At 54.1% G+C, this 23,823-nt stretch carries 19 protein-coding genes; 3 read left to right on the top strand and 16 right to left on the bottom strand.

Annotation, left to right across the window (positions count from 1 at the left end; all coding sequences use genetic code 11):
• Window positions 1-2 precede the first annotated feature (2 nt).
• The 3 genes from LQ229_RS15605 to LQ229_RS15595 all read right to left on the bottom strand — a co-directional run bounded on the left by LQ229_RS15605 (window position 3) and on the right by LQ229_RS15595 (window position 3,117).
• Window positions 3-824, bottom strand: a complete 822-nt coding sequence (locus LQ229_RS15605; protein WP_230192230.1) for a carbohydrate ABC transporter permease — start codon at window positions 822-824, stop codon at window positions 3-5.
• Window positions 825-838: 14 nt separating this feature from the next.
• Window positions 839-1,720: a sugar ABC transporter permease gene (locus LQ229_RS15600; RefSeq protein ID WP_216538303.1), complete on the bottom strand. Its 882-nt coding sequence runs from the start codon at window positions 1,718-1,720 to the stop codon at window positions 839-841.
• A gap of 95 nt (window positions 1,721-1,815) precedes the next feature.
• The gene (locus LQ229_RS15595) at window positions 1,816-3,117 is read right to left on the bottom strand and encodes an extracellular solute-binding protein (RefSeq protein ID WP_216538302.1); all 1,302 of its coding nucleotides are present in this window, start codon (window positions 3,115-3,117) and stop codon (window positions 1,816-1,818) included.
• A gap of 186 nt (window positions 3,118-3,303) precedes the next feature.
• On the opposite strand from LQ229_RS15595, the gene LQ229_RS15590 reads away from it, so the two are divergent.
• The 3 genes from LQ229_RS15590 (at window position 3,304) to LQ229_RS15580 (ending at window position 7,332) form a co-directional block, all read left to right on the top strand.
• A complete protein-coding gene (locus tag LQ229_RS15590; RefSeq protein WP_216538301.1) occupies window positions 3,304-5,148 on the top strand; it encodes a sensor histidine kinase in 1,845 nt (614 codons plus the stop codon).
• Entirely contained in the window at window positions 5,141-6,760 is a 1,620-nt protein-coding gene (locus tag LQ229_RS15585) for a response regulator (protein ID WP_230192229.1), read from the top strand. Before LQ229_RS15590 ends, LQ229_RS15585 begins: the two co-directional genes overlap by 8 nt.
• A gap of 137 nt (window positions 6,761-6,897) precedes the next feature.
• Window positions 6,898-7,332 carry a hypothetical protein gene (locus LQ229_RS15580; RefSeq protein ID WP_230192228.1) on the top strand — a complete coding sequence of 145 codons (435 nt, stop codon included), beginning with the start codon at window positions 6,898-6,900 and terminating at the stop codon, window positions 7,330-7,332.
• A 388-nt stretch (window positions 7,333-7,720) separates the two neighbouring features.
• Here LQ229_RS15580 and LQ229_RS15575 read toward each other — a convergent pair whose 3' ends face one another.
• From LQ229_RS15575 to LQ229_RS15515, 13 genes are all read right to left on the bottom strand, one after another.
• Window positions 7,721-8,620, bottom strand: a complete 900-nt coding sequence (locus tag LQ229_RS15575) for a transposase (RefSeq protein ID WP_216538298.1) — start codon at window positions 8,618-8,620, stop codon at window positions 7,721-7,723.
• A gap of 436 nt (window positions 8,621-9,056) precedes the next feature.
• Complete coding sequence (locus tag LQ229_RS15570) at window positions 9,057-10,211, bottom strand: extracellular solute-binding protein (RefSeq protein ID WP_230192227.1); 1,155 nt, start codon at window positions 10,209-10,211, stop codon at window positions 9,057-9,059.
• A gap of 1 nt (window position 10,212) precedes the next feature.
• Window positions 10,213-11,424, bottom strand: a complete 1,212-nt coding sequence (locus tag LQ229_RS15565) for a CaiB/BaiF CoA-transferase family protein (RefSeq protein WP_216538296.1) — start codon at window positions 11,422-11,424, stop codon at window positions 10,213-10,215.
• Window positions 11,414-12,481, bottom strand: coding sequence for an aldose 1-epimerase (locus tag LQ229_RS15560; protein ID WP_230192226.1), 1,068 nt, complete (start codon window positions 12,479-12,481; stop codon window positions 11,414-11,416). Before LQ229_RS15560 ends, LQ229_RS15565 begins: the two co-directional genes overlap by 11 nt.
• A gap of 26 nt (window positions 12,482-12,507) precedes the next feature.
• Entirely contained in the window at window positions 12,508-13,296 is a 789-nt protein-coding gene (locus tag LQ229_RS15555) for an enoyl-CoA hydratase/isomerase family protein (RefSeq protein WP_230192225.1), read from the bottom strand.
• A gap of 19 nt (window positions 13,297-13,315) precedes the next feature.
• Window positions 13,316-14,089, bottom strand: coding sequence for an SDR family oxidoreductase (locus LQ229_RS15550; protein ID WP_230192224.1), 774 nt, complete (start codon window positions 14,087-14,089; stop codon window positions 13,316-13,318).
• A gap of 114 nt (window positions 14,090-14,203) precedes the next feature.
• On the bottom strand, window positions 14,204-15,799 hold the full coding sequence (locus tag LQ229_RS15545) for a response regulator (protein ID WP_230192223.1): 1,596 nt from the start codon (window positions 15,797-15,799) through the stop codon (window positions 14,204-14,206).
• Window positions 15,792-17,579 carry a histidine kinase gene (locus LQ229_RS15540; RefSeq protein WP_216538291.1) on the bottom strand — a complete coding sequence of 596 codons (1,788 nt, stop codon included), beginning with the start codon at window positions 17,577-17,579 and terminating at the stop codon, window positions 15,792-15,794. The genes LQ229_RS15545 and LQ229_RS15540 overlap by 8 nt, the downstream gene beginning before the upstream one ends.
• A gap of 41 nt (window positions 17,580-17,620) precedes the next feature.
• On the bottom strand, window positions 17,621-18,454 hold the full coding sequence (locus tag LQ229_RS15535; RefSeq protein WP_216538290.1) for a carbohydrate ABC transporter permease: 834 nt from the start codon (window positions 18,452-18,454) through the stop codon (window positions 17,621-17,623).
• An 11-nt stretch (window positions 18,455-18,465) separates the two neighbouring features.
• The gene (locus tag LQ229_RS15530; protein WP_216538289.1) at window positions 18,466-19,341 is read right to left on the bottom strand and encodes a sugar ABC transporter permease; all 876 of its coding nucleotides are present in this window, start codon (window positions 19,339-19,341) and stop codon (window positions 18,466-18,468) included.
• Window positions 19,342-19,431: 90 nt separating this feature from the next.
• Complete coding sequence (locus LQ229_RS15525; protein ID WP_216538288.1) at window positions 19,432-20,712, bottom strand: ABC transporter substrate-binding protein; 1,281 nt, start codon at window positions 20,710-20,712, stop codon at window positions 19,432-19,434.
• A 347-nt stretch (window positions 20,713-21,059) separates the two neighbouring features.
• Window positions 21,060-21,983: an ROK family protein gene (locus LQ229_RS15520; RefSeq protein WP_216538287.1), complete on the bottom strand. Its 924-nt coding sequence runs from the start codon at window positions 21,981-21,983 to the stop codon at window positions 21,060-21,062.
• 63 nt (window positions 21,984-22,046) lie between these two features.
• On the bottom strand, window positions 22,047-23,807 hold the full coding sequence (locus LQ229_RS15515; RefSeq protein WP_216538286.1) for a methyl-accepting chemotaxis protein: 1,761 nt from the start codon (window positions 23,805-23,807) through the stop codon (window positions 22,047-22,049).
• Window positions 23,808-23,823: the final 16 nt, after the last annotated feature.

The raw sequence follows: 23,823 nt of genomic DNA, 5'->3' as shown, positions 1-23,823 counted from the left end.
TCCTATCCCTTCACAGCACCTGCTGTAATTCCTTTAATAAAATATTTCTGGAACATGAGAAACGCGATCACCGCGGGAGCCAGCCCGATCATCGCCGCTGCCGCCATCAAGTTCCAATCCGCGCCGTATTTCTGGAAAAACATCGACACGGCCAGCGGAATCGTCCGCACTTGCTCTTTCTGCAAGAAAAAGACCGATTGCGCATAGTTATTCCATATCCCCAACCCCGACAGGATGACGATCGAAGCCGTAATCGGCTTAAGGAAATGAAACGTCACCCGCCAAAAAGCGCTGAAATAGGTGCAGCCGTCGATAATGGCCGATTCCTCCACCTCGCGCGGCAAGGCTTTAATGAAACTGGTGTACAGAAACACCGATAACGGCAGCCCGTTCGCCGCCAACAGCAAAATCATCGCCCAAAGCGTATTGATGCCGCCGATCGATCTCATTAACGTATACAAAGGCACGGTAATAATAATCGCCGGAACCATCATGCATACGAGCAGCACATTGAAAATAAGCATATTGACTTTATGCGGAAAACGGGCGATCGAATAACCGGCCGCACTTGCCAGCCCCAGCATGACGGCGAGCGCCCCGATCGTAATGATCAGCGAATTGACGATGGCCGTGCCGATGTTGGACACCCGCCAAGCTTCGATATAATTGCTGAAATGAAAATCCGGCAGCAGCAAGACGCCGTCGAACAACGTCCGGGATGGCGTATTTAACGACAGATAGAACAAAACGTAGAACGGAATTAACGCTAATATGCAAATGACCGCGACGGCCGCATATTTCAATATGACACCTATCGATTTCATCATCGTCCCCCCCATTACATCTCGACTTCTTTATTTTTGGTGAGCCATAGAAACAAGGAAACCGGGATAATAATGATCAAGAACAAAATTAACGCCACGGCAGTCGAATATCCGGTAAAGCTTCCGTATTGCATGCGCATAATATATAAGCTGAGCGTTTCCGTACTGTAGCCGGGACCGCCGTCCGTCAACGCCACAACGATGTCGAATACGGAGAGCGAGCCGATAATGTTGGTCACCACATTGATTTTGATCGAAGGGTACAGCATCGGAATGGTTACGTTCCATAACGTCGACCAAGCCCCAGCGCCGTCGATTTTGCTCGCTTCGTACAGTTCGGAAGGAATCGATTGCAGTCCCGCCAAATAAACGATCATCGTCATGCCGACGAATTGCCAAACGTTGACGATAATGAGCACGATAAGCGCGCTCGAACTGTCGCCCAGCCAGTTGCTTTTCAGAAATTCTATATAGAACTGCTCCCCGAGATGATACAGAAACCCTCTTTGCGGCTGTAAAATAAAATACCAAATATACCCCATAATGAGCGGGCTGATTACCGCTGGCAAATATACGATCGCTCTTACCATCCCTTTGCCCGCCAATTTGCGATCAAGCAGCAGAGCATACAATAATCCGAAAATATTCAGCAAAGGCGCGCAGCCGAGCGCAAACAGGAGCGTCGTCATCATATCGTGCGTCGCCCGGTCGTCCCGGAAAAAATCGGAAAAATTCCTGAGCCCGACAAAATTCGCTGCCGATATCCCGTTGGAATCGGTCAAGCTGATGCCTACGCCTTTCGCCAACGGATAGATGAAAAAGAAAGCAAACAATACAATGGCCGGAATTGCCATAAACTTATGCAAATTGTTGTTCACCGCACGTAAAAACCCCATGGTTTACCTCTCCTTAAAACCAGGCTAAAAAAGAAACGGAAGGGATGCCGCATCGCCCGCTGCCGGACGTTTGCCTCCCCCTTCCATCCTCCCTCTTATCTGTTGTTCGCTTGCCAAGCTTTATTCCATGTGTCTTGGAACGCCTGGGCAAATTCCAGCGAGCTCTTATATTTGCCGACCAACAATTCCTGCACCATGCGTCCCGCATCGTCTCCGGAGAATCCGGACGGCCAATCCGTGAACGCGATCGCCGCGCTCGATTCCAGCGCCTGCGCCGCCGCGTCTTTGAGCGGTCCCCAATCGGCATCGACATCCGTGAACGCTGCCGGCGATTTCAACGCTTCGCTATATATCTTCAAATTTTCCGGCTGAAACAGGAAGTCCAGAAACTTCTTCGCTTCTTCCGGATGCTTCGATTCCGCCGTAATCGCATAAGCCGAATCTTCCGCCGACAGGACGACAGGCTTCAAGCCGTCTACCACCGAAGGAATCGCAGCGAATCCGATGTTGTCTTGGAAATCCGGCGCCATCTTGAGCAAGTCGCCCATGACCCACATGCCTTGAATGATCATGGCGGCCTTCCCTTGCACGAACGCCTCTTTCTGATTGTCGTACGTCGCCGTAATCGCGTCGCCGTTGATCAATCCTTCGTCCTTAAGCTCCGTCAGACGCTGGGCGAACATATCCATCGCGCCTTGCGGCTCGCCGAATTGAAGCTGGCTTTCGTCGTTATTGATAAACGCCTTCTTCGCTTCCAAGACGCCTTTCTCTTGCTTGACCGGGCCATGGGCGACGAACTCAACCAATTGCCCTAACGTCCAAGATTCTTTGCCGGCCAGGAACAGCGGCACCACATCGGGACGCTTCTCTTTGATCACCGCAAGATTCGCCTTGAATTCCTCCCACGTATTCGCCGGCTTCAAATTCAACTCGTCAAACAATTGCTTATTGTAGAATATCCCGCCCATCGTTACATTGGACGCGGCTTTGTAATGCTTCCCGGTTTTGACGTCGGCCGTCAGCTCCTGAATGGAAGGCAGAACGCGCGGCCAGAACGGCTCGTCGGATAGGTCCAAATATTGTCCCTGATCGATATATTCTTGGGATACGACCGTCGTAATGTCCGGCACGTCTCCCGAAGCCAATTTCACTTTAAATACGTTGCTTGCGTCTTTTTGAAATTCTTGCTCTACTTCGATCCCCGGATTTTCCGCTTCAAACTTGGCGATCAATTCGTTCATCAGATCGACCGTTTCCACTTTGCCGGTGAAAAATTGCAATGTCACATTCGCCTTTTTGCCGGGCTCGGCTTGATCCGCGCTTCCCCCGCCCCCGCATCCGGCTGCCAGAATAATGACAAGCGCCAGGATTAATGATAATGACAAAAATCGTTTCATCTTCGATGTCCTCCTAAGTCTCTTCAAACCGAAGGGATATGGATTGGCCAATCCTTCTACTCCTTATGTTAAGGTACATTGCCGGCTGGCGAAACACCGGCTTTTTTAGATCGAAGTACTGTTTTTTCATATTTGTTGAAAGACGGACGGCATATTCTTTACACTGTTCATAAGAGGTGATCGGGCATGAAGCGTTTGAAGTCATACCGCAACTGGAGCATTCGGGCCAAACTATTATTTTTCACCGCGATTTTCGTGCTCGTCTCCGTATTCGTAGTCTCAGTCTTATCCTATTTAAAATATACGAACGACTTCCAGCGGCAAGCCGCCAACCAGGTGCAGCAAACGATCGAGCAAGTATCCATGAACGTCAGCACCTACCTGGACGAATTATTCCGCCTGTCGCTGTCGCCGTACCGCAACAACGAAGTGATGGAATCGCTCGAACATCAACATCCGCTCGACAGTCTGGAACAGCTCTATAAACGGAGATTGCTGGAAAACTATTTGGATGAAATTATGATCTATCCGCGGAAAGATATTTTGCGCGTCTTCATCCTAGCGGACGACATATACTTTAGCGGGCGGTTCCCGTTGTCGATCGATACGAGCGTGCCATTCCAGGATTATCCGTGGTTTCAAAAAGCGTTGACGACGAAGGACCCGATTTTCGTTCCGGCGCAGCAGCAGCATATGGTGAAGAATGATAAAGCGGAAGTATTCTCCATCGTCAAACAGCTGCGCAGCATCGACCATACGAATAAAATTTTGGGCGCGATCAAGGTCGACGCCAATTATGAAGGCATTCGGAACATCTCGGAAAAAGTTAACGTCGGGCAAAAAGGCAGCTTCTTCATCATGGACCGGCAGCGCAACATCGTGTACGCCAACGAGCGGAACCGGGAGCTGCTGGACGAATACCGGCATCTTCCCGTCAAGGAGCAGCCTTTCGTGACGACCGACCGAAACCGCAGGCAAATTCTAGTCAATTCCGCCGACATTCCGAAGGTCGAATGGACGATCGTCGCCGTGAACTCGCTCGATGAGCTCAACCGGCATTCGGTGCAAACGAGAAATACGGCTTTCCTCTTCGCCGTACTCTGTTCGCTGCTCTCCATTTTGTTGCTCGCCTTCTTCGTAAGACGGTTTCTGCATCCGCTGCTGCAAATCGTCCGGTTAATGAAACGGGTGGAGCAAGGACAGTTGGACGTCCGCTACCCGGATCCGGGCCCGGATGAAATCGGATATTTAGGCACGTCCTTTAACGCGCTCATCGATAAAGTGAACGACATGCTGCGTACCAATACGGAGCTTGTCAAGGAAGTGTACGAGGCCAAGCTGCTGCAGCAAGAGGCGCAAATTAACGCGCTGCAAAGCCAAATTCGCCCGCATTTCATCTTCAACACATTGAATATGATCTCGCTGCTCATGCAGAGCGACCAAGAGGAGAAGGCGCTGAAGCATATTCATCAGCTCAGCTTCATGCTTCGGAGCATGACGACTTGGGACAAGGAAGTGACGATCAAGCGGGAGATCGAATTGCTGCGCGCATACTTGGACATTCAATGCAGCCGGTTCGAGGATCGGCTGGCGTACCGTATTGCGATCGACGATCGCTTGCTGCAAGCGCTCATTCCGCCGTTTATTTTCCAGCCGATTGTCGAGAATGCCGTCGTGTACGGTTGCGAAGCGAAACGGGGCCAAACGACGATTCGAGTGGATGCGCGGCAAACGGAAGAACAGATCGTCTTCCTCGTCGAAGATGACGGGAAAGGCATGAGCGAGGAGCAGCTCCGATCGTTGCAGAAGAAACTGCAAGGCGGATTGCCTTCGCCGGAAGAGCGGCTGCCGGATACGCCCATGAAGCCAGGGAACGGCGCCGGGATCGGCCTTGTCAATATCGATAAGCGGATCAAAATGAAATACGGCCCCGCATACGGTCTCGAAGTGAACAGTACGCCGGGGCAGGGGACGTTGGTGAAAATCAAATTCCCTGCAACGATCGCAAAAAAGGATGGTCCTCATGTATAGCATATTAGTGGTCGACGACGAGAAATTGACGCGAGATTTCCTGCAAACGAACATTCCCCGCTGGAAGGAACGGTGGGAGGTCCGCTCCGTCGCGATCGACGGGCGTGACGCTTGGGAAATGATGCAGCAGGAGCGGTACGATCTGGTCATTACCGATATTAAAATGTCGGAGATGGACGGTTTGGAGCTATGCCGTCTGATTGCCGCCCGGTTTCCGCAGCAGAAAATCATTATTCTCTCCGGGTACGACGAATTTCCGCTCGCGCAGGAAGCGATTCGTTACGGGGTCGACAATTATTTATTAAAGCCGATTCTGAAGGAAGAGTTGACGCAGGCGCTGGACATGATCGAACGCGAGCTCGAACAGTCGTCCACCAACGAACTGGCGCTGCAAGCGATGAAGAGCGTGTCGGAAATGACGCATAAGCAAGTGATCAAGCAGTTTCTGGCTGCGGCAGCCACCGGCAACGATATCGACGTCAAAACGCTGCATCCCCTTATGTACAGATTAAAGGTCAATCTGATCGAGGCGGATGCCGCCGTTATGGTGCTGGCCTTGGACGAGAATGTGCTGCTCGCCCAATCGGGCGCCGCGTCCGACAGCTCCGTCTTCCGGTTTATTGTGCGCCAAATGGCGGAGGAACTCGCGGAGGAGCTTGGACTCGGCATCGTCTTCAACGATACGGAACAGAATACTTGCGTATTCGTGACGGGAGAGGACGAACGACATATTGCGGCGAATTGCCGCCGGCTTTATGAACCGTTGTCCGAGGCGCTGCTTCGCCATACGAAGCTGACAATTACCGGGGCGATCGGCACGGCCGTTAGCGACGTATTGCAATTGGACGTTTCGTACCGGCATGCCCGGGACGGCATTCAAATGCGGTTGATTCATGGAACGGGGAAGCTGTACGGTTACGACGCCGATCCCGGGCATACGTCGCGGGACCAGGCGCTGATCCGCGAGATCGATCATTGTCTCCTGAATATTGGCGCCGCCCTGCGCGAACCGGACGAATGGGCTTATCTCGCGCCATTGCGCCAATATGCCGACTGCATCGAACCGGTCGGCGTTCGGCAAGCGCAATTGTTCGGCATTGCGATGATTCGGTATGTCGAATCCGTCCGGACCGACAAGCTGCCGGAACAGACGGAAGCGGCCATCAACGCGCTGAAGAAATTGGCGATCTATAACGACCGCCTGACTCGAGAAAATGTAGTGGACATTTTCAAGGAAGCTTTGCAACGGTTGCGCGGCGGCCACGCTCCGAACGGATGGGACGAGCAGGATATGGTCGCCCGGGCGAAAGCTTATATATGCGAACATTACGGCGAGCCGATCAGCCTCGCCCTCATCGCCGAGAAAATCGGCGTCTCTTCCGCCTATTTAAGCAGCGTCTTCAGCCAGCGCCATCAAGAAGGGTATATCAAATTCCTGACCCGAATCCGCATGGAACAAGCCGCCAAGCTGCTCAAGCAATCCAGCCGCCACAAAATCGCCGACATCGCGGCCAAGGTCGGATATTTAAGCTCGAAACATTTCTCGCATGTCTTCAAGCAGCATTACGGCATGCCGCCAGGGGAGTTTCAGGAGAAGTACCGTTCGTCATGATGTGGAGCGGGGTCCGGCCGGGCGAGGTTCCTTTCATTGCAAAAATTTTTTGCAACGAAATTCAATCCGATCCGTAGAAGTATATTAGGGGCAAAAAGTATTTGCAACCATCGCCCCGGAAACGAGGATTTTACCATATGAGCCCGAAACGAATCATTATCGTCAGTACGATGGCAGTCGCCATAGCCATTGGCGTCGTGTGGAATGAAGAAACGAACGCCGCGGCGATTGGCGATAAATATAGCACTTGTTGCAAATTCAAAGGAGCCGATCAAAGGACTCAAGACGCTGACGCACAGAATCAACTGCAGCAAGTGCTTGGCGCCGCATCGGATGAAGAAATCTATGACGGCCTGTATAACGGCAAATCATTGGCAGACATCGCCGCAAGCAACGATGCGGATGTGCAGAACGTGATCGATCTGCAAGTCGCCGAATTAACGGAGCAACTGGACATGCGCCTCGCTAGCGGAAGCCTCTCTCCCGACGCGTATGAAGCGTACATATCGGAAGTATCCGAGATCATTACGCAGAGCGTGTACGGCGGAGCCGTCCCAAGCGGCTCGATTTAACCTAAATACTTTGCGCGAGGAAACAAAACAAGGACCTTTCGAGAACCTTTCGAGGTTCTTTTTTGTTGCCAACGCTCACTGTCTTCTATCCTTGCGGGGGTCCTCCTCTCGCTTCTATCCTTGCGGGGTTCGCCCCTTTCGTTTTCTATCCTTGTGGGGAGCCTCCCCTTTTTCGTTATGCGGCGGGGGCGATATCCCCCTTTTTTCCGCCTTCTGTCGATATCCCCGTCGCTCAGGATATAAGGTACAAAAGGAATTCACGTACCAGCTACCATTTGAAATGAATATTTCGGGCGCCTCAACAGGACAGACATGCACAACATTTGTCCACAGCCGATGTAAAATGAAACAATGACAATCCAATTAAAGAAATGAAACGCTTCTCAAACTAGGATGCGATTTGATAATGAGTCATGCCCGATTCAGCGTCACTGCCGACAAGCTCCCGATAAGTAATCGTTCGAGACTTCACACAGCTATCAAACAGCGGTTTGAGCAGAGACTGCCGGAAATGATTAAACATATAGCAAAATTGATTTAGATAAGCTTGCAAATGTTTGCTGCCAATCCCTCCAAACAAAGCTGCCAACCATTTCTCCGCTTCCCACGCAAGTGAGATCAATCTGAGGTTGCGCCTGCGCCCCGTACAGCGCGTTACAACGGCATGGGCTGCCGCTTTCCTTTCCACATGACGATCGATAAAACCTTCAACCGAAAAAGGCGTATAGGGGTCTTTGATTTTTTCTTTCTTTTGCTTCTCTATTTTCAACTTGAGGATGGTTCCGTTGTCGTCCGTCGAGACACCGACCAAAAGAGGTTGTTCCGGCACGTGCCATGACCAAAAGGGCGGCGTAATCCGTCTTGCATAGATGGCCTCCGAAATGCGAACCAGCCCGGACAACAGCTCCGCCGATTCGGTTTGAGACATGGCATGCCGAAGCTTATGGCAGATCAGCCAAGCCGTTTTGTAGGTGACCTCAATGATCCGGGCTAATTGGACCGCGTTGACGCTCTCCGGCCGGGAATGAAGATAGATCGCCTGAAACCATTTGTGCAGCGAAGTGCGGCTGCCTTCCATGACCGTCCCCGCAATAAGCGAGGTCTGCGCTCTGCAGCTTTGACACTCGTATAAAGGAAGTCTGCGGGTCATAATGACGTAAGCGCCGGGATGCTGACACCGGGGGCAGCGAAAGCCGTCCGGCCATCGCATCTCGAACCATGCTTGTACACACGTCTCTTCCTTCTCATAATAGGCTGAGAACGCTTCAAAGGATAACAACTCGGTCATGGAATAACCTCCCGTCACAATAATGGAAACCTACGTTCCCTTTCATTATATCAAACATATGTTCTGTATACAATCTCTATTTTTATTTTTTTGGAAGAAAAACTAGTTCGCCTTTGCCGAATTAAAGTCTTCCCTGCTTGAATATATGAACGAAACAGTTATTCTGCAGCTCTCTGAGCGAAGGGGATTTCGACAGAAGGGGACGGAAGGAGATGGTGCGGACGAAAACTCAGGATCGACAACCCAGGGCCGATGACGAAACAGTTATTCTCCAGCTTTCTGAACGAAGGGGATTTTGACAGAAGGGGAAAAAATCATGAGTATGGGGGGGATACAACATGCAAATGCCCGATTTTAACGCCAAAAAAACCTCCATCTCCAAACGCGACCTAGGTGCGAAGTGGATTGGAGGTTTTCTCGTCATCCGTTCATGTCTTCAAATAAACGAAGCGTACAACCGGTTCAATTCCGCCAACGTCGCGGATTCGGAGAGCGGCCGCCCCGCCAACGAGCGCTCCAACGCTTCGTGAAGAATGACGCCGGCTTGCTCCTGATAAGCGGGAAACGCCGGATGTCTCGGTCTCATGTAACTGTTCTCCATCGTTCGGCGCGTGGCAACGAAGAAATCGCCGCAGTCCCCGTTGATCCGCTCATCCGTCCAGGCCGCCGCATGCCCCGGTTGCCCGCCCGCCTCATAATAGATCGTGCGCTGCACTTCGGGGCTGGCAACGAACATCGCGTACCGAACGGCAACGGGAATATGTTCCGAACGGGCCGAGACGGCGATCCCAACTCCGCCCAGTAACGCTTGCTCGGGTGCGCCCGTCATCGAAGGAATATCGGCGAACCGCAACCGGCGGCCCGCGTAGCTCGCTCTGGCATAGTTCGTATATCCGAAGGCGAGCGGCACGTACGCGATCTCGTCCGTGGACGACATCCGGTCGTACATTTGGATCGGATTCGAAGCGAGCGAGCATTCGTGAAGCAGCGGAAGCATTCCGTCAAGGAAGGCGAGCGCAGCTTCTCCGGTCGTGCGCGGTATGCCGGCCGCTTCGTCGAAGAACGACGCCCCTCCGATGTTGGCGCATAGCGACAGGAAGCTGCACATCGCATCCGTCGGACAGAGGGGCCAGCCGATCTTGCGGCCAGAAGGCAAGGCATCGGCCAGCTTGCGCACTTCCGTCCAGGTCGACGGAAGCTTATACCCCTGCAGCAGGTCGGGCCGATACGAAGACACCTGCGCCGCGGCATCGACCGCGAGCGCCCATTGGCGGCCGCCCCATTGGTAACTCCGATGGCTCGGCCCTACGCTGCCTTCGGATTGATCGGCGAGGTAATCCGCCGGAATCCAATCGTCCAGCGGAACAAGCACGCCATTCGCCGAGCAGATGCCAACATGAGGATGATCGATCATAAGAAGATCGTATTCCTGCGCCAGCGCGTCCACCGGGTAATCCCCGAAGTCTTTCAACGACCGGCGGTCCCAATGAATCGTTACGTCCGGATAGTGCGCGGCAAACCGTTCGGTCGTTCGCAGCAGCGGATCGTACCCCCGCTCGTGATCCCATGTCATGCCCTTGAGCGCAATCACGTCAGATCACCCCTTTGCCTTTCATGCCGGCAATGCTGGCGCTGTCATACCCAAGCTCTCTCAATATTTCCTCGTTATGCTCGCCGACAAGCGGAGGATGTCGAACGATTTCGCCCGGGGTTTCGCTGAATTTGACCGGGATATTGACCGTCTTCACCTCGCCCGCGGTAGGATGTTGATAGCTCGTAAACGCCTGCAAATGAACGGCTTGCGGATCCTGTTCGACTTCCAGATGGTTCTTGACTTCGGATACCCACATATCGCGTTCCAGCATTTTCTCGACCCAATAGGCGGTTGGCCGTTTCACCACGCTCGCTTGAATGCGGTAGAACACCTCGTCCCGTTTATCGTACAGCGTGTCGGGATCGTTATATTCGTTCAGCCCTTCGTCTTCCAACACTTCCGCCAGTATCGGAATCGGGTTGACCGAGATGCATACATAGCCGTCCGAAGTCCGGTATATGCCGAACGGCGCCGACTGTCCCGGGTGGGCGATTCCCGACAGCGGGCGTTCGAACAACCGTCCCGAATTGAGCGTTACCGCGAATTCTTGAAGCTGATGGGTAAGCAAGCATTGGAACAGATTGATATCGATCTTCTGCCCTTTGCCTGTCCGCTCCCGATAATAGAGGGCGGATAGCAATCCGTATACGATATTGTAGGCGCCCAACTGATCGGCGATGCCCGTCCCGAGCGGCGTCGGATCGGCATCTTTGCGACCGGTCAGCGTTGTCAGACCGCTAAGGCATTGAATCATCAGATCTTGGCCCGGCCGCTCCGCGTACGGTCCGTCCTGCCCGTAACCGGTGCTGGAACAGTAAATGATGCGGGGATTGATTTTCTTGAAATCCTCATAGCCGAATCCCAGCTTCTCCATCACGCCCGGCCGGAAATTTTCGATGACGAAATCGCATTCCCGTACCAGCCTATAAATGACGTCCTTCGCTTCCTGCGACTTCAAGTCGAGCGCGAGAGAGCGCTTGTTCCGGTTGAACGCCAGAAAACAAGGCGACTCCGTTCCCCCCACCCAATATTTCAGGAAAGACCATGCGCGGTAGCTATCGCCGCTTCCTTTCCGTTCGACTTTGATGACGTCCGCTCCCAGATCGCCGAGCATTTGCGTCGCGAAAGGGCCTTGCAGCAAATGGGTAAAATCCAGAACTTTAATGCCTTTGAGTGCCTTCTCCATGTCTTCCATCCTTTCATCTTGCATATCGGGAGCCTTCTGCGGAGGGAAGCCTTGCTCCTTGCTTACTCCTTGTTTGCTCCTTGCTCGCTTCTTGCTCGCTTCGAGCTTCTCCTTCCATCGATTCCGCCTGCCACGACCATTCCATCCGGCGCCGTTCTCCCGCTTGAAGCCCCGCCGCCCCCGTCCATTTCGGCGGCAGGGGCGAATTATTCGCATCCGAGATGCAGCTCCAAGGTTCAAGCGACAACGCGTTCATCCAAGCCGGTTTGAAGACGATGAGATAAGGAAATCCGCGATCGTAGTCGAACCGGATCCGCAAGTTATCCTCTTTGCGGAAGATCTCGCAATGTCTTGCGTCTTCTTTCATCCTGAACACGAAATGATCTACATCTTTCGGCAGCCGATCCAACGTCAACTCTTCACCCATCTCTTCGCATAAGCCGGTACGAACGGGCATCCGGCGACAGACTCCGTCCGCGTCGGCGAAATACTGCAACGCGGCATCCGCCTTGAACGCAACTTCCTCCGCCGCACCGCGAAACGCGAAATACGGATGCAGGCCGAAACCGAACGGAACTTCCTCCTCGCCCTCGTTGGCCGCCTCGATCGTTCCGAAGACCCGCTTGCCGCACAAGCGCCAAGTCATGCGAAGCGCGACGGAATGCGGGTAATAAGCGGGCGAAGCTTCCGTCCGCTCGAAACGGAACTCCGCCGTCGCCGAGGCGCTCCCCTCTTGGTCCGCCTCCAGCGATACGACGTTCCATGGCCGCATGCGAATCTCGCCGTGCAGATGATGGATTCCCTCATGCACCGGATACGCGTACGGCTTGCCGCGAAACGCAAACGCCCCGCGAGCGATGCGGCCCGGCGGCCATAACAGGGGAACCCCGAATTCGGACGAGCGCAGCGCAAGCGTCTGCCTGTCCGGAGGTCCTTCGATCGTTTCATGTCCTCCCAAGCGGCAGCGGATCATATTAAAGCCGACATCCGGCGCAATGACGGCAAGCGAGTCATGCTCCGTATCCGCAAGCACGATGGCGCGGCCGGAAGCGCCGGTTTCTTCGTAAGCCCGAAATCGCATAATCGTCCCACCTCGTCGCAAGCAATTTATTTGCCAGTGAATACCGGATCGCGTTTCTCGACGAAGGCGGCAATACCCTCCTGCGCGTCCCGGCTGTAGAAAAGACTCGCCAAATAGCTTCTGTCGTAAGCTTGGGCCGTTTCCAGGCTGGCGTCGCGCCCCTCGTTCACGAGCTTCTTCAAGGCTTGCACGGCAAGCGGCGCTTTCTCCGCGATCTGTTGCGCAAGCGACGCGGCGGCAGGGAGCAACCGCTCCGGTTCCGTCACTTCATTGACGATACGCAGCTCCATGGCTTCCCCGGCGGACAAAAATCTCCCCGTCATGAGCATTTCCTTAGCCGCATAAGGGCCGACGGCGCGGAGCGCCTTCTGAATGCCGCCTCCGCCCGGAACAAGGCCCAGCTTCACTTCCGGCAGCCCGAACTTCGCTTTCTCCGAAGCGACGATCAAATCGCAGGCGAGCGCCAATTCGAACCCTCCGCCAAGCGCGTACCCGTTGACCGCGGCAATGACCGGCTTCGCGCATTCCTCGATCGCCCGGTACATGTCGCGCCCCTTGTTCTGAAACGCGAAGAAAGCGCCCAAGTCGAATCCGCTGTATTCCTCGATATCCGCCCCCGCCATGAACGCCTTGCCGGATCCGGTCAGTATCGCGGCGCGCACATCCGCTCGCTCGTGTATGCGGCGGAAGCAGTCCGTCAGCTCCGCCATCATGGCGCTGTTCATCGCATTCAGCTTCGCCTCGCGCAGCAGCGTGAGCGTCGCGACCCCTCCGTCTTGCTCGACCTTGATATAGTCGTAATGATTCATGCTCATTGGTCCTCCTCCTTTGCCGTTATTCGCCCCTGACCGACTGGCCGCCGTCCGCCGTGAACGTCTGGCCCGTAATAAACGAAGCGGCGTCGCTGCACAGAAACAGGACCAAATTCGCGACCTCTTCGGGCTGTCCGAATCTGCCGATCGGATGCGCTTCGTTCCAGAGCCGGATCAGCGCGTCGGGATCTTCCGCTTCCGCAAATATCCGCTCGTTCATCGGCGTCATAATCGTGCCCGGCGCCACGGCGTTGATGCGAATGCCCTGCCTCGCGTATTCCACAGCCGTCTGCCGCGTGAAGGCGAGAATGCCGCCTTTGGACGCGCTGTAGGCCGCCCATCCGACGAAGCCGTTCAGCGCCTGGGTCGACGCGCAATTGACGATCGCCCCTTTGCCTTGCCGCCGCATATAGGGGATCGCGTATTTGCACCCGCGAAATACGCCGCCCAAATTGATGTTCAACACCTTCTGCCAATCCGAATCGCTCGTCAGCGCAGCCTCTCCGGCTATTGCCACTCCGGCGTTGTTATATAGAAAGTCGAGCCTGCCCCGTAAGGAAAACGCCTGCTCCATCAGCCGCTTCATCTGCTCGTCGCTGCCGACGTCGACGGGAATGAAATGCGCGTCCGTGCCTTCCCCGCGCAGTTCGCTTTCCAGCAGCCGGCCGCGGGCCTCGTCCAGATCGGCGATGACCGTCGTCGCGCCCGCCGCCGCGAATCCGCGCACCGCCGCTTCGCCGATCCCTTTGGAACCTCCCGTCACGACGGCAACCTGTCCTTGAAATTGAAAAATCACGTTAGGCGTCAATCGGAACCTCTCCTTCTATCCGTGTTAGTATTCGATACTATCATGATAGCGGGTTCCCTCCGATCGCGTAACGTGACGGTTTTTACTTTTCTTCTATTCTTTTTAGGTGTTTGACAAACTGCGATGATCGGCAGGCGTCATGCCGGTAATATCCTTAAAAATTTTATTGAAATACTTGACGTCCCGATATCCGACCGCTTCGCTCACTTCATACACCTTCATATGGGTCGTTCGCAGCAGTCGGCAGGCGCGCTCGATGCGAAGCCGCATTACATGCTTGGTGAAAATTTCCCCGACCTCTTCCTTGAACAACCGGCTCAAGTAAGAGGCGTTAACGAAAAAACGCTCCGCTAGCTTCTGCAGCGATATGTCTTCCATATAGTGCTCTTCCAAGTAATGAAGCACGTCGACAATCAGCTTGCTCTTGCGCTGCATCTTCTGTTTGGCCCCTTCGGATGCCGCCGCCATAAAAGCTTCCGTCACGAACTGCCGGAGCTCGTCAAGCATATCGAATGTGCGGGCTTTAGCCAGCCATTCGTCGAACGCATGGCCCGACTCCGCCTCCGGCGCTCGCTCGCGGCTCTCCCGCAGCATATGCGCCATCGCCTGCAGCATCTCGTCCATTTGCTGTGCCGGGACCGGGTTGCGGCGGATTTCGCCGAACAGTTCCGCAAGCAGCGCTTCCGTTTCTTCCACCTGCCCCGCGGTTATGCAATTGAACAGCTTTACCTGCAAGTCCCGTCCGAACGTCTTCCGGCGATCCTCAAGAATGAGGCTCTCGTAGAACGTCGCGCGGTCGTTCCCGTAATACATTTTCATCTTGAGCGAATTCAACGCTTCCATGTACGCCTGGAACACTTCGCTCTCCGACTCGTGCCTGCCGCTGACGCCGACCGAAACGGATACTTTAATAAACCGTTTCACGCTCTCCCTTATCCGCTCCAGCATGCTTTCCATGTCTTGCGCATGTTCCGTCGACTCGCACCAGATAACGATCCTTTCGTCCAGTTCGAACAGGTAATATTGCCTGCCGCTTTCCTTCACGTATTCCTCCGCGATGTTCCGGATGCCGTAATACAACAGATTGAAATCGCGGCGGCTGTAACGTTCCAGCAACGCATGGAGCCGGTCCGCTTCAAGCAGCATAACGACATAACGGTCCGCCTGCCAATGAATGCCGAGCTCCCGGCACTGCTGCCGAATCCCGTTCTCGTCCGTCTTCTTGCCCGAGAACCAGCTTGCGAGCAACTGCTCCCGCAGCATTTGCCTGCCGTGGTTCCATTTCGATTCTTCCGCGGCCCGCCTAAGCTTCTCCGCTTGCCGTTCGTTCTTCTGCCGGGCAAGCCGGAGGAATAATTGCAGCATTTCCTCGTCATGAACCGGCTTCAACATATAATCGTGGGCGTCCAAACGCATGGCGGTGCGAACATATTCGAAATCGTCGAATCCGGTCAGCATCACTTTGATCGTCTCGGGATGGGTATCCTGAATGCGGGACAATAGCTCCAGGCCGTCCATGATCGGCATGCGGATATCCGACAGCAGGAAATCGACCTTCTCCGTTTGCAAAATGCCGTACGCATCCTCTCCGTTGCCCGCTTCGAAAATGCGGGTAATCCCGCAATGCTTCCAATAATCGGCGTTGACAAGCACTTCGCGCATCCAGCTTTCGTCTTCGGCTATCAAGAGACTATACATGATTCCCTCCCCCACGTTGCGGCAAGATCACTTCCAACGTTGTGCCTTGGCCCGGTTGGCTGTAGATTTGCAATCCGTATTGCTGGCCGTAATAATGTTTGATGCGGTTATTGACATTCGTCAGCGCGAATATGTCGTCGGATGACTGCACGCCCGACTCCAAATGCTTCCTCACTTCCTCCAGTCGTTCCTCCGTCATGCCGAGTCCGTCGTCGCTGACGGCGAATACGACATCGTCGCCCGTCCGGTATCCGGTAACCTCGATCGTTCCTTTGCCCTTCTTCATCTCGATGCCGTGAATGATGGCGTTCTCGACCAGCGGCTGCAGCAGCAGCTTGAGGATCGGCATCTCCATCAATTCGTCTTCCACATCGATCGTCACCTCGAATTTATCGCGATATCGGATCTTCTGGATGCGCAAATAATATTGGATATGGTCGAGCATTTCCTTGACCGTAATCCAATCGTCTCCCTTCAGGCTATGCCGGAAAAAATGCGACAAAGCGTACGTCATCTCCGACACTTCCCGCACCCCGTGAATTTTGGCGATCGAATAAATCGAATTGAGCGTATTGTACAAAAAATGAGGATTAATCTTGGATTGCATCAGCCGGAGCTCGAATTCCTGCTTCAGCAGCTTCTCTTCATATAGATTTTTCACGAGCTGCTGCAAATTTTGCGTCATGCGGTTGAAGCCCTCGAACAAAATCCCGAACTCGTCTTTCCGCTTCTCCTCGATCTGGTAGCCGAAATCCTTCTTGACGGCAAACTGTTTCATGGCGCTTAGCAACCGGAACATCGGACGATAGATATGTTCTATGAACAGAAAGGACAAGATCAGCATGGCACCGACCGCAATGGCGGCCACGAGTGCGATGTCGTTGCGCAAATTGACGACTTCCCGATTCCAGTCTTCGCGGGGAACGAACGCCAAATATTTAAAGCCCGTGCTTTGCGAAGTATTGAATACGACCAGCAGGTCTTCCCCGCCCACCTTCTCGGTAAAACTGCCTTGCTCCTGTTCTTCGATCAGCTTGCTGTTTTTCAGAAAAGAAGGCGATTCGCCGAACCGCAAAGGCGGAAGCAAGCCGTCGTCCTCGGTATGGCTTAAGCTTTGGCCGTCGTTGGTCAATACCAGCATTTTCATCCCGTTGTCGTTTGCATTGATTTTTTTAATATAATCGGATATCGTGTATTCGCTTACATGAACGAATAAAATCGTACCGTCGTCGGTCGGATCGAGCCGGATCGGGTACGTAATATAGTTCGCCTTTCTGGTCATGTACGTGAAACCGGCCTCATTTTCCAGATGCCAATGGGGAGACGCCGCTCCGCGCGCCAGCAGCCCTTCGATATGCAGCACCTCGTTATTGGGGTAAAAATACATCGTTTTCTCCGAGGTAAGCAGCATTCGGTTGCGGCTGTTGTACAGCCTGATCGAATAAATATTGCGGGCGGAATTCTGAATCGAATTCATTTCGCTCATAATTTGATTGATCCGGGAAAGATCGCCGTAATCGGTCAAATCGATCTCTTTTTGCAGAAATTGGCGGTATGGAATATTAATGAGAAACGGAGTCACGCTATACCGCGACTCCCTTAGAACCGATTCGACGCTTTCCTCCAGCATGCGCAAGTTGGTTGCGACCGACTCGCTTACTTTATCTTCAATGATGGCGGTGGAACTTTGATAAGCGAAAAAGGAAACGACGCCCAGGGGCAGACAGATCAGAATCAGGAAATAAACGATCAGCTTGAAACGCAAACTGTGTATGTTCATGCGTCCGTACTCTCCTTTGTTTGCGCGTTTACTGAGTCTATTTAACCTTTCGTAGCCCCTTCTGTCAATCCCGAGATCAGTTGGCGTTGAATAATGAGGAACAGAATAAAGACCGGAATCGAGATGACGATGGAAGCGGCCATCATGGTTCCCCAATTCGTTTCGTATTGCCCTTTGAAATCCATAATGCCGATCGGCAGCGTCCGTTTGGAAGGTTCGGTCATGAAAACTAGCGAGAACAGGAACTCCTGCCATGTGAGCAGGAACACGTAAGCGGCTGTCGCCCCGATGCCGGGACGGAGCAGCGGCACAACGACTTTGACGAACGCCTGCAGTTTGGACGCCCCTTCCATCATGGCCGACTCTTCCAGATCGACCGGAATATGAAGCATGAAGCTGCGCAGCAGCCATACCGCCACGGGTACCGTGAAAGCCATATACGCCAGAATCAATCCGGGAAACGTATTGAGCAGCCCCAGCGAGCTTACGATTTTGTATAGCGGAATGACAATCGCGCTAATGCAGAACATTTGGCTGACCAGAATGACGTTCAGGAAAAATTTCCTGCCTGCAAACTCCAGCCGGGTGAAGCCGTATGCGGCCAGCACCGACACGACGATGACGAGAACGCAGGTGACGACGGATACGAATAAACTGTTTATAAAATAATGGGCGAATTGCTGATGCTGCCAAGCGGCCGCAAAATTGTCAAACGTCACTTGCTCGGGAATCCAGACCGGCGGTACGGCGAACAATTGGTCGGCAGGCTTCAGCGAAGTCGACAGCATTTGCATAAACGGAAACAGGGAGAAAAAGAGCAGCAGCAATATTCCTCCCGCGAACAAAATCCGAGATCCCAGGCGCTTTATTATCATATCAACATCCCTCAATTTCTTTCGTTCTTATGCATTTGCCGAATGAGAATAAGGCTGATCAAAAAGATAAACAGGAAGCTGATGACCGATACCCGCGAAGCTTCCCCGAAATTAAAGTGGCCGAAGCTAAGCTCGTAGATGTAGGTAGGCGCGATATGCGTCGATCGAATCGGCCCGCCCCCGGTCAAGACGTAGATCATCTCGAAATAATTGAACGTCCAGATCGAGACGAGCAGCACGACCGTCTTGAGCACGCCGGATATCGACGGCAGCGTGACGTGAACGAACTGCTTCCACCCGTCCGCTCCGTCGATTTTCGCCGCTTCGTATTGATCTTGCGGAACGCTTTGCAGCGCCGCCAGCAACATCAGCATGGCGAACGGAAAGCCTTTCCAGATGGCGGCCAGAATGACGGAGAACATCGCGAGCCCCGGCGTGCCGAGCCAATCCGTCGCATGCATGCCGAATCCCAGCTTGGCGATTAACGAGTTGAGAAACCCGAATTGCGAGTCGTACACCAGTCTCCAAGTCAGCGCGGCGATGACGCCGGGCAATACCCAAGGCAGCAGCACAAGCCCCCGCACAAGCCATCGGAGCGGAAATTTGCGGTTCAGCAATAGCGCAGCCAACAGCCCGATCACGACCTGAAAGAAAGCAACGCACACAGTCCAAACGACCGATTGCTTCCCTACTCTCCAAAGCTCCCCGTTCTTCCATGAATCCACATAACCGGATAAGCCGATCCATTTCGGCGCTCCATGCGTCAGATCCGTATCCTGCAGCGAGATGTGAAGCGAATAGAGCAAAGGAATAAACAATAGTACGACGAGCAGGAATATCGATGGTCCAATGAACAGGTAGCCGAACAAATTCGAGCGTGTCTTCATGTATGTCTCACTCCCGTCAGTTCCCTTAAATATGAAGAAGGCGCTGCGCCAAACGATTGGCGATCCATGGCAGCGCCTTCGCTGTGTCGATTATTTGTTCAGAAGCGCGTTAATTTTGTCCGCGGCTTCCTGCAAAGCGTCCTTCGCGCTCATCTCGCCGATCATTACTTTCTGCGTCGCTTGCAGCTGCAGATCGGCGATGGCCGGATAGTTGGCGACATTCGGACGGTAGGTGGCCGTCGTCAATTGTTGATAGATGACATCCGGGAATTGCCGCTTCTCTTCCAAATATTCTTTGGCCGCTTGCTTATGCGCCGGCGTCAGCATCGTAATGTTCTTCTGGTTTTCATGATTGGTCGAATATTGAATGAATTCCCATGCCAATTCTTTATTTTTCGAGTTCGCGTTAATCGCCAGGTTGAACCCGCCGAAGGTGCCGATCGATTCGCCGCCCTCAGGCTTCGGCAAATTCGCAACCCCGTAGTTCATATTCGGAGCTCTCGTCTTGATCGTGTCCTGTCCCCATTCTCCGTATATGGTCATCGCCGTTTGCCCGCTCGTGAACAACGTCATGGCATCCTCTTCGTTCTTCCCTACGCTTCCGGGAGGGCTGATCTTGTTCATGTCCGCCCAGAATTGCAGCGCCTTCACGCCCGGCTCTTCGTTGATCAGAATCTTCTTGCCGGATTCGTCAAGCAGCTTTCCGCCGGCGGCCACCGTGAACGCATCCACGAGACATTGCACGGATTCGCTGCTTCCCGCCCAGTTGGACGTGCCGTACTTGCCGTCTTTCGTCAACTTCTCTCCATATTGCAGAAACTCGTCCCATGTAACCGGAGGCTTCTCGGGATCGAGGCCGGCGGCCTTGAACATATCTTTGTTGTAGTAAAGGACTCCCCAGACGCCTACGTCGAATGGAATCGCATACACTTTATTTTGATAAGAGCCGGCGCCCCAAGCCCCGTCGAAATAATCTTCGGCTTTGATGCTCGAACCGTTCAAATAATCGCCCAATGGCACAATATAATTGGCTGCCGCATATTGGGCGATCCAGATTTGATCCAACAACAGCACGTCGGGACCTTCATCGCCCGCGACGGCAGGCAGAAGCTTGCTCTTTAACTGATCGTACGGGAATGCCGTAATTTGCACTTCCGCGTTGAACTTTTCCTCGAACGATTTGGCCGCATTTTCCTGCGCCTCTTGAATATTGACATCCGCTTGCTGCAGCGTCCAGATGACCAGGGACTGCTTCTTCTCCGGCGCGGCGCCGCCGGTTGCTTCGCCGCCGTTCCCTTTGCCCGATGCGCATCCCGTCAACAGGGCCGCAATCAAACATATGGCGAGCGTCCATTGCCCTATTTTTCTCAACTCAAGTTCCCCCTCTGCTATTCGGTGTAAATCTATTCCCAGTATAAAGACATCCTGTGCGGGATGAAATCCGCCGCATCTTACTTTTGTTCTATTATTTTTACTTATCGTTTTCTGAACGAAGGGGATTTCGACAAAAGCCCGGAAAAGGGACGTTGCTATTCGTTCAAGCTTCTCGGTTCTCAATTGCCCCGCTCCCAAGTTCGCGGTAATTGTGACAAACCGCCCGATTTCGGACAGTTGCGGACATACGGTCCAGACAGCAATTTCCCGAAGCCGAAAAAAAATCCCTATCCCGATAGGATAGAGATTTGGCGGAACCGATCCGCTCGATTCCATCATTATGTTCATTCCTCCGCGCCTGCGCGTTCGTTGACAAATAAGCTGACGGCGCCGAGCATCCCCGCCTTGTTGCCGCAGACCGCCGGCACGATGGCGGTGCCCCCGCGCAAATCCTCCGGCAAATACCGCTCGACGATCGCGGCAAGGCGTTCGGTCAGAAACGTCTTTTGCTCCGACACCCCGCCGCCTACGATAATCAATCCGGGATCGAGCATGCAGATGACATCCGCGATTCCCTGGGCGACATCGTCCAACCAAGCGTTCAATGACTCCCCGTAATAGGCGTCGCCCGCCAGAGCTTGTTGAAAGATCGCCTTGCCGTCAAGCTCCCGGGGCGCCGCCGCTCCGGCCGGCAGAAGCTCGCGCGCCCGCCGGACGAGCGCCGACGTCGCCGCGCGCCGCTCGTAACAATCGGTCTGCGACGCGTTCGTCCGCATATAACCGATCTCCGCCGCACGGAACCGAGCGCCTTCGTACAGCTTCGAATCGATGACAATCGCGCCGCCGACTCCCGTCCCAAGCGCAATGCAGACAAACGTCTTCTCGCCCCGGCCCGCTCCCATCCACGCTTCGCCTAACGCCATGGCGTTCACGTCGTTGACGACCTTCGTTTCCAGGCCGGTGCGGCTCTCCAACTCGCGCTTCACTTGGACATGCTTCCAGTGCGGTATATTCTCCACGCCGCCGACCACTTCACCGGTCGACGAATCGACGATGCCCGCCGTACTGACGCCGATACCCGCAACGTGAAGCCCCTCTGCCGCGCCGCGAAGACGCTCCGCCGTCTCGACCAGCCTTGCGACCAGCCGCTCCCGGCCCTCTTCCGGGTTCGTCGGCATTCGGTCGCTTACGAGTACCTCCCCTTGCTCCGTCACCAGTCCGTATTTCACGAAGGTGCCTCCGATATCCAATGCAATGTATGCTTTCATTACATAATCCTCTCCTGCCACAAAAGGCGCGCTATCCGGCAAGCTTGCCGCGCAGCCGTTGTTTTAGTCTTGTCTCGCTGAGGCTGCCGTCTTGAACTTGTCCGCATCCCGCTTGGCCGTTTGAGCTGCGTCGCGGAGATCCAACGCCAGGGCGGATATTTCCTTCATCGCGGCCAACTGCCGCTCGGAAGCGCTCGATGCCGTACGAACGAGTTGCGACGCCTCATTGGCAATTCGCGCCGATTCGGCAATCGAGGCCGCAACTTCTTCGGAGCTGGCGGACATTTGTTCCGTAGCCGCCGACACTTCCTGCGCTTGGTCCGCCACATGACGGATCGAAGCCACGATTCGTCCGAAAGTCTCGCTGGCTGCGCCCGTCGTTTCCGTGCCCCGCTTCACTTCGCGCACGGCGGCGTCCGTCGTTGCTACGGCTCTGTCCGTATAACGTCGTATATGTTCCAGCATTTCGACGATTTTCTCGGACGCGAGCTTCGACTGGTTCGCGAGCTTCCGGATTTCCTCCGCTACGACGGCGAATCCTTTGCCGTGCTCGCCCGCGCGCGCCGCTTCGATGCTGGCGTTAAGCGCCAGCAAATTCGTCTGCGTGGCGATCCCGCCGATCGCCGTAACCGCCTGGGCGATCTCGTCCGAATGCATTTGCAGGTCTTTCATCGCCGTGACCGTTTCCCCGGCGGTTTCATTGATTTGCTCCATTTGACCCGTCGCCTCGGCGACGATGACCGCTCCCTGCTCCGCTTCCTTCGCTACCGCAGTCGATAGTTCCGCTACGATGGAAGCCGCTTCCGCAATTCTCTGAATGCCGATCGCCATTTCTTCCATGACTCGTTCGCTTTCCTGCGCGCTCACCGTTTGGCCCTCCGCACCGACCGCCAATGATTTTAACGAACCGACCAACTCGTCCGTCGCCGCCGCCGAACCGCCGGCAGCTTCCTGCAACGTCTCCGAAGAATTGGTTACTTTATGGACCGTATCTTGCACGTTGATGATAATCGCGCGAATGTTCTCAATCATGCGTTTGAAATTTTCCGCCAACTTGCCGATTTCGTCGCGTCCCGCACTTGGAATTTCCACCGTCAGATCGCCCTCGGCAGCCTGCATGGTCGTGCGGTTCAACGCCAGAACGCCGCGCAGCGTAAAGCGGATCAGCGCGCCGATGAGTATGATGCATATGCCGCCGGCGATGACGCCGATGAGCGTCAATGACCAGAACGAAGCGTTAAGATCCGCTACGATCTCGTCCAAGAGGAAATCGATGCCCAAATAAGCGATACGCTTCCCGCCGGCGTCATGAAGCGGAGCCAGTATGGTCAACCACGCTCCGTACTCGTCTTTGTACAATCCCGTCGAGCCGATGCCTGTTTTCTCAATCTGTCCGAAAGCCTCCACGAATTCATCGGGCAATTCATATTCCGTTTGCGGGACAAAACCCATCTTCTCCACATCATCGTTGGCTTGCAAGAAGCGAACGTGCATTTTGCCGTTCTTCTCGAACGTATCGGGGTAATATACGAAACTGTTGACAACTTTCCCCTCGCCGACAATCCGATCCAAGTACGCCTTCAACGCCCGGGCGTCCGGGTCCGTACTCCAATCGGCCTGCGCGTCGATTCGCGCTCTCGCCCTTTCAATCAGATCGCTCTGATGCTCGAACAGGTTGGCAATCACTTTAAATTCCGTTTGCAATTGCTCGTAATAAATTTTCGACTCCCGCTGACTCGCCGCGAAGATGAAAATTGCTACTAAAATAACTAACAACAACGACAAAAACGTAACCGACTTTACTACGATTTTTCCGCGAAACATAGTATGTATCTCCTAT

Origin of the sequence: Paenibacillus sp. CECT 9249, assembly GCF_918697855.1 — a bacterium.
GTDB lineage: Bacteria > Bacillota > Bacilli > Paenibacillales > Paenibacillaceae > MSJ-34.
The sequence above is the reverse complement of the archived record's forward strand: the minus strand, read 5'-3'. Positions and strand labels throughout refer to the sequence as shown.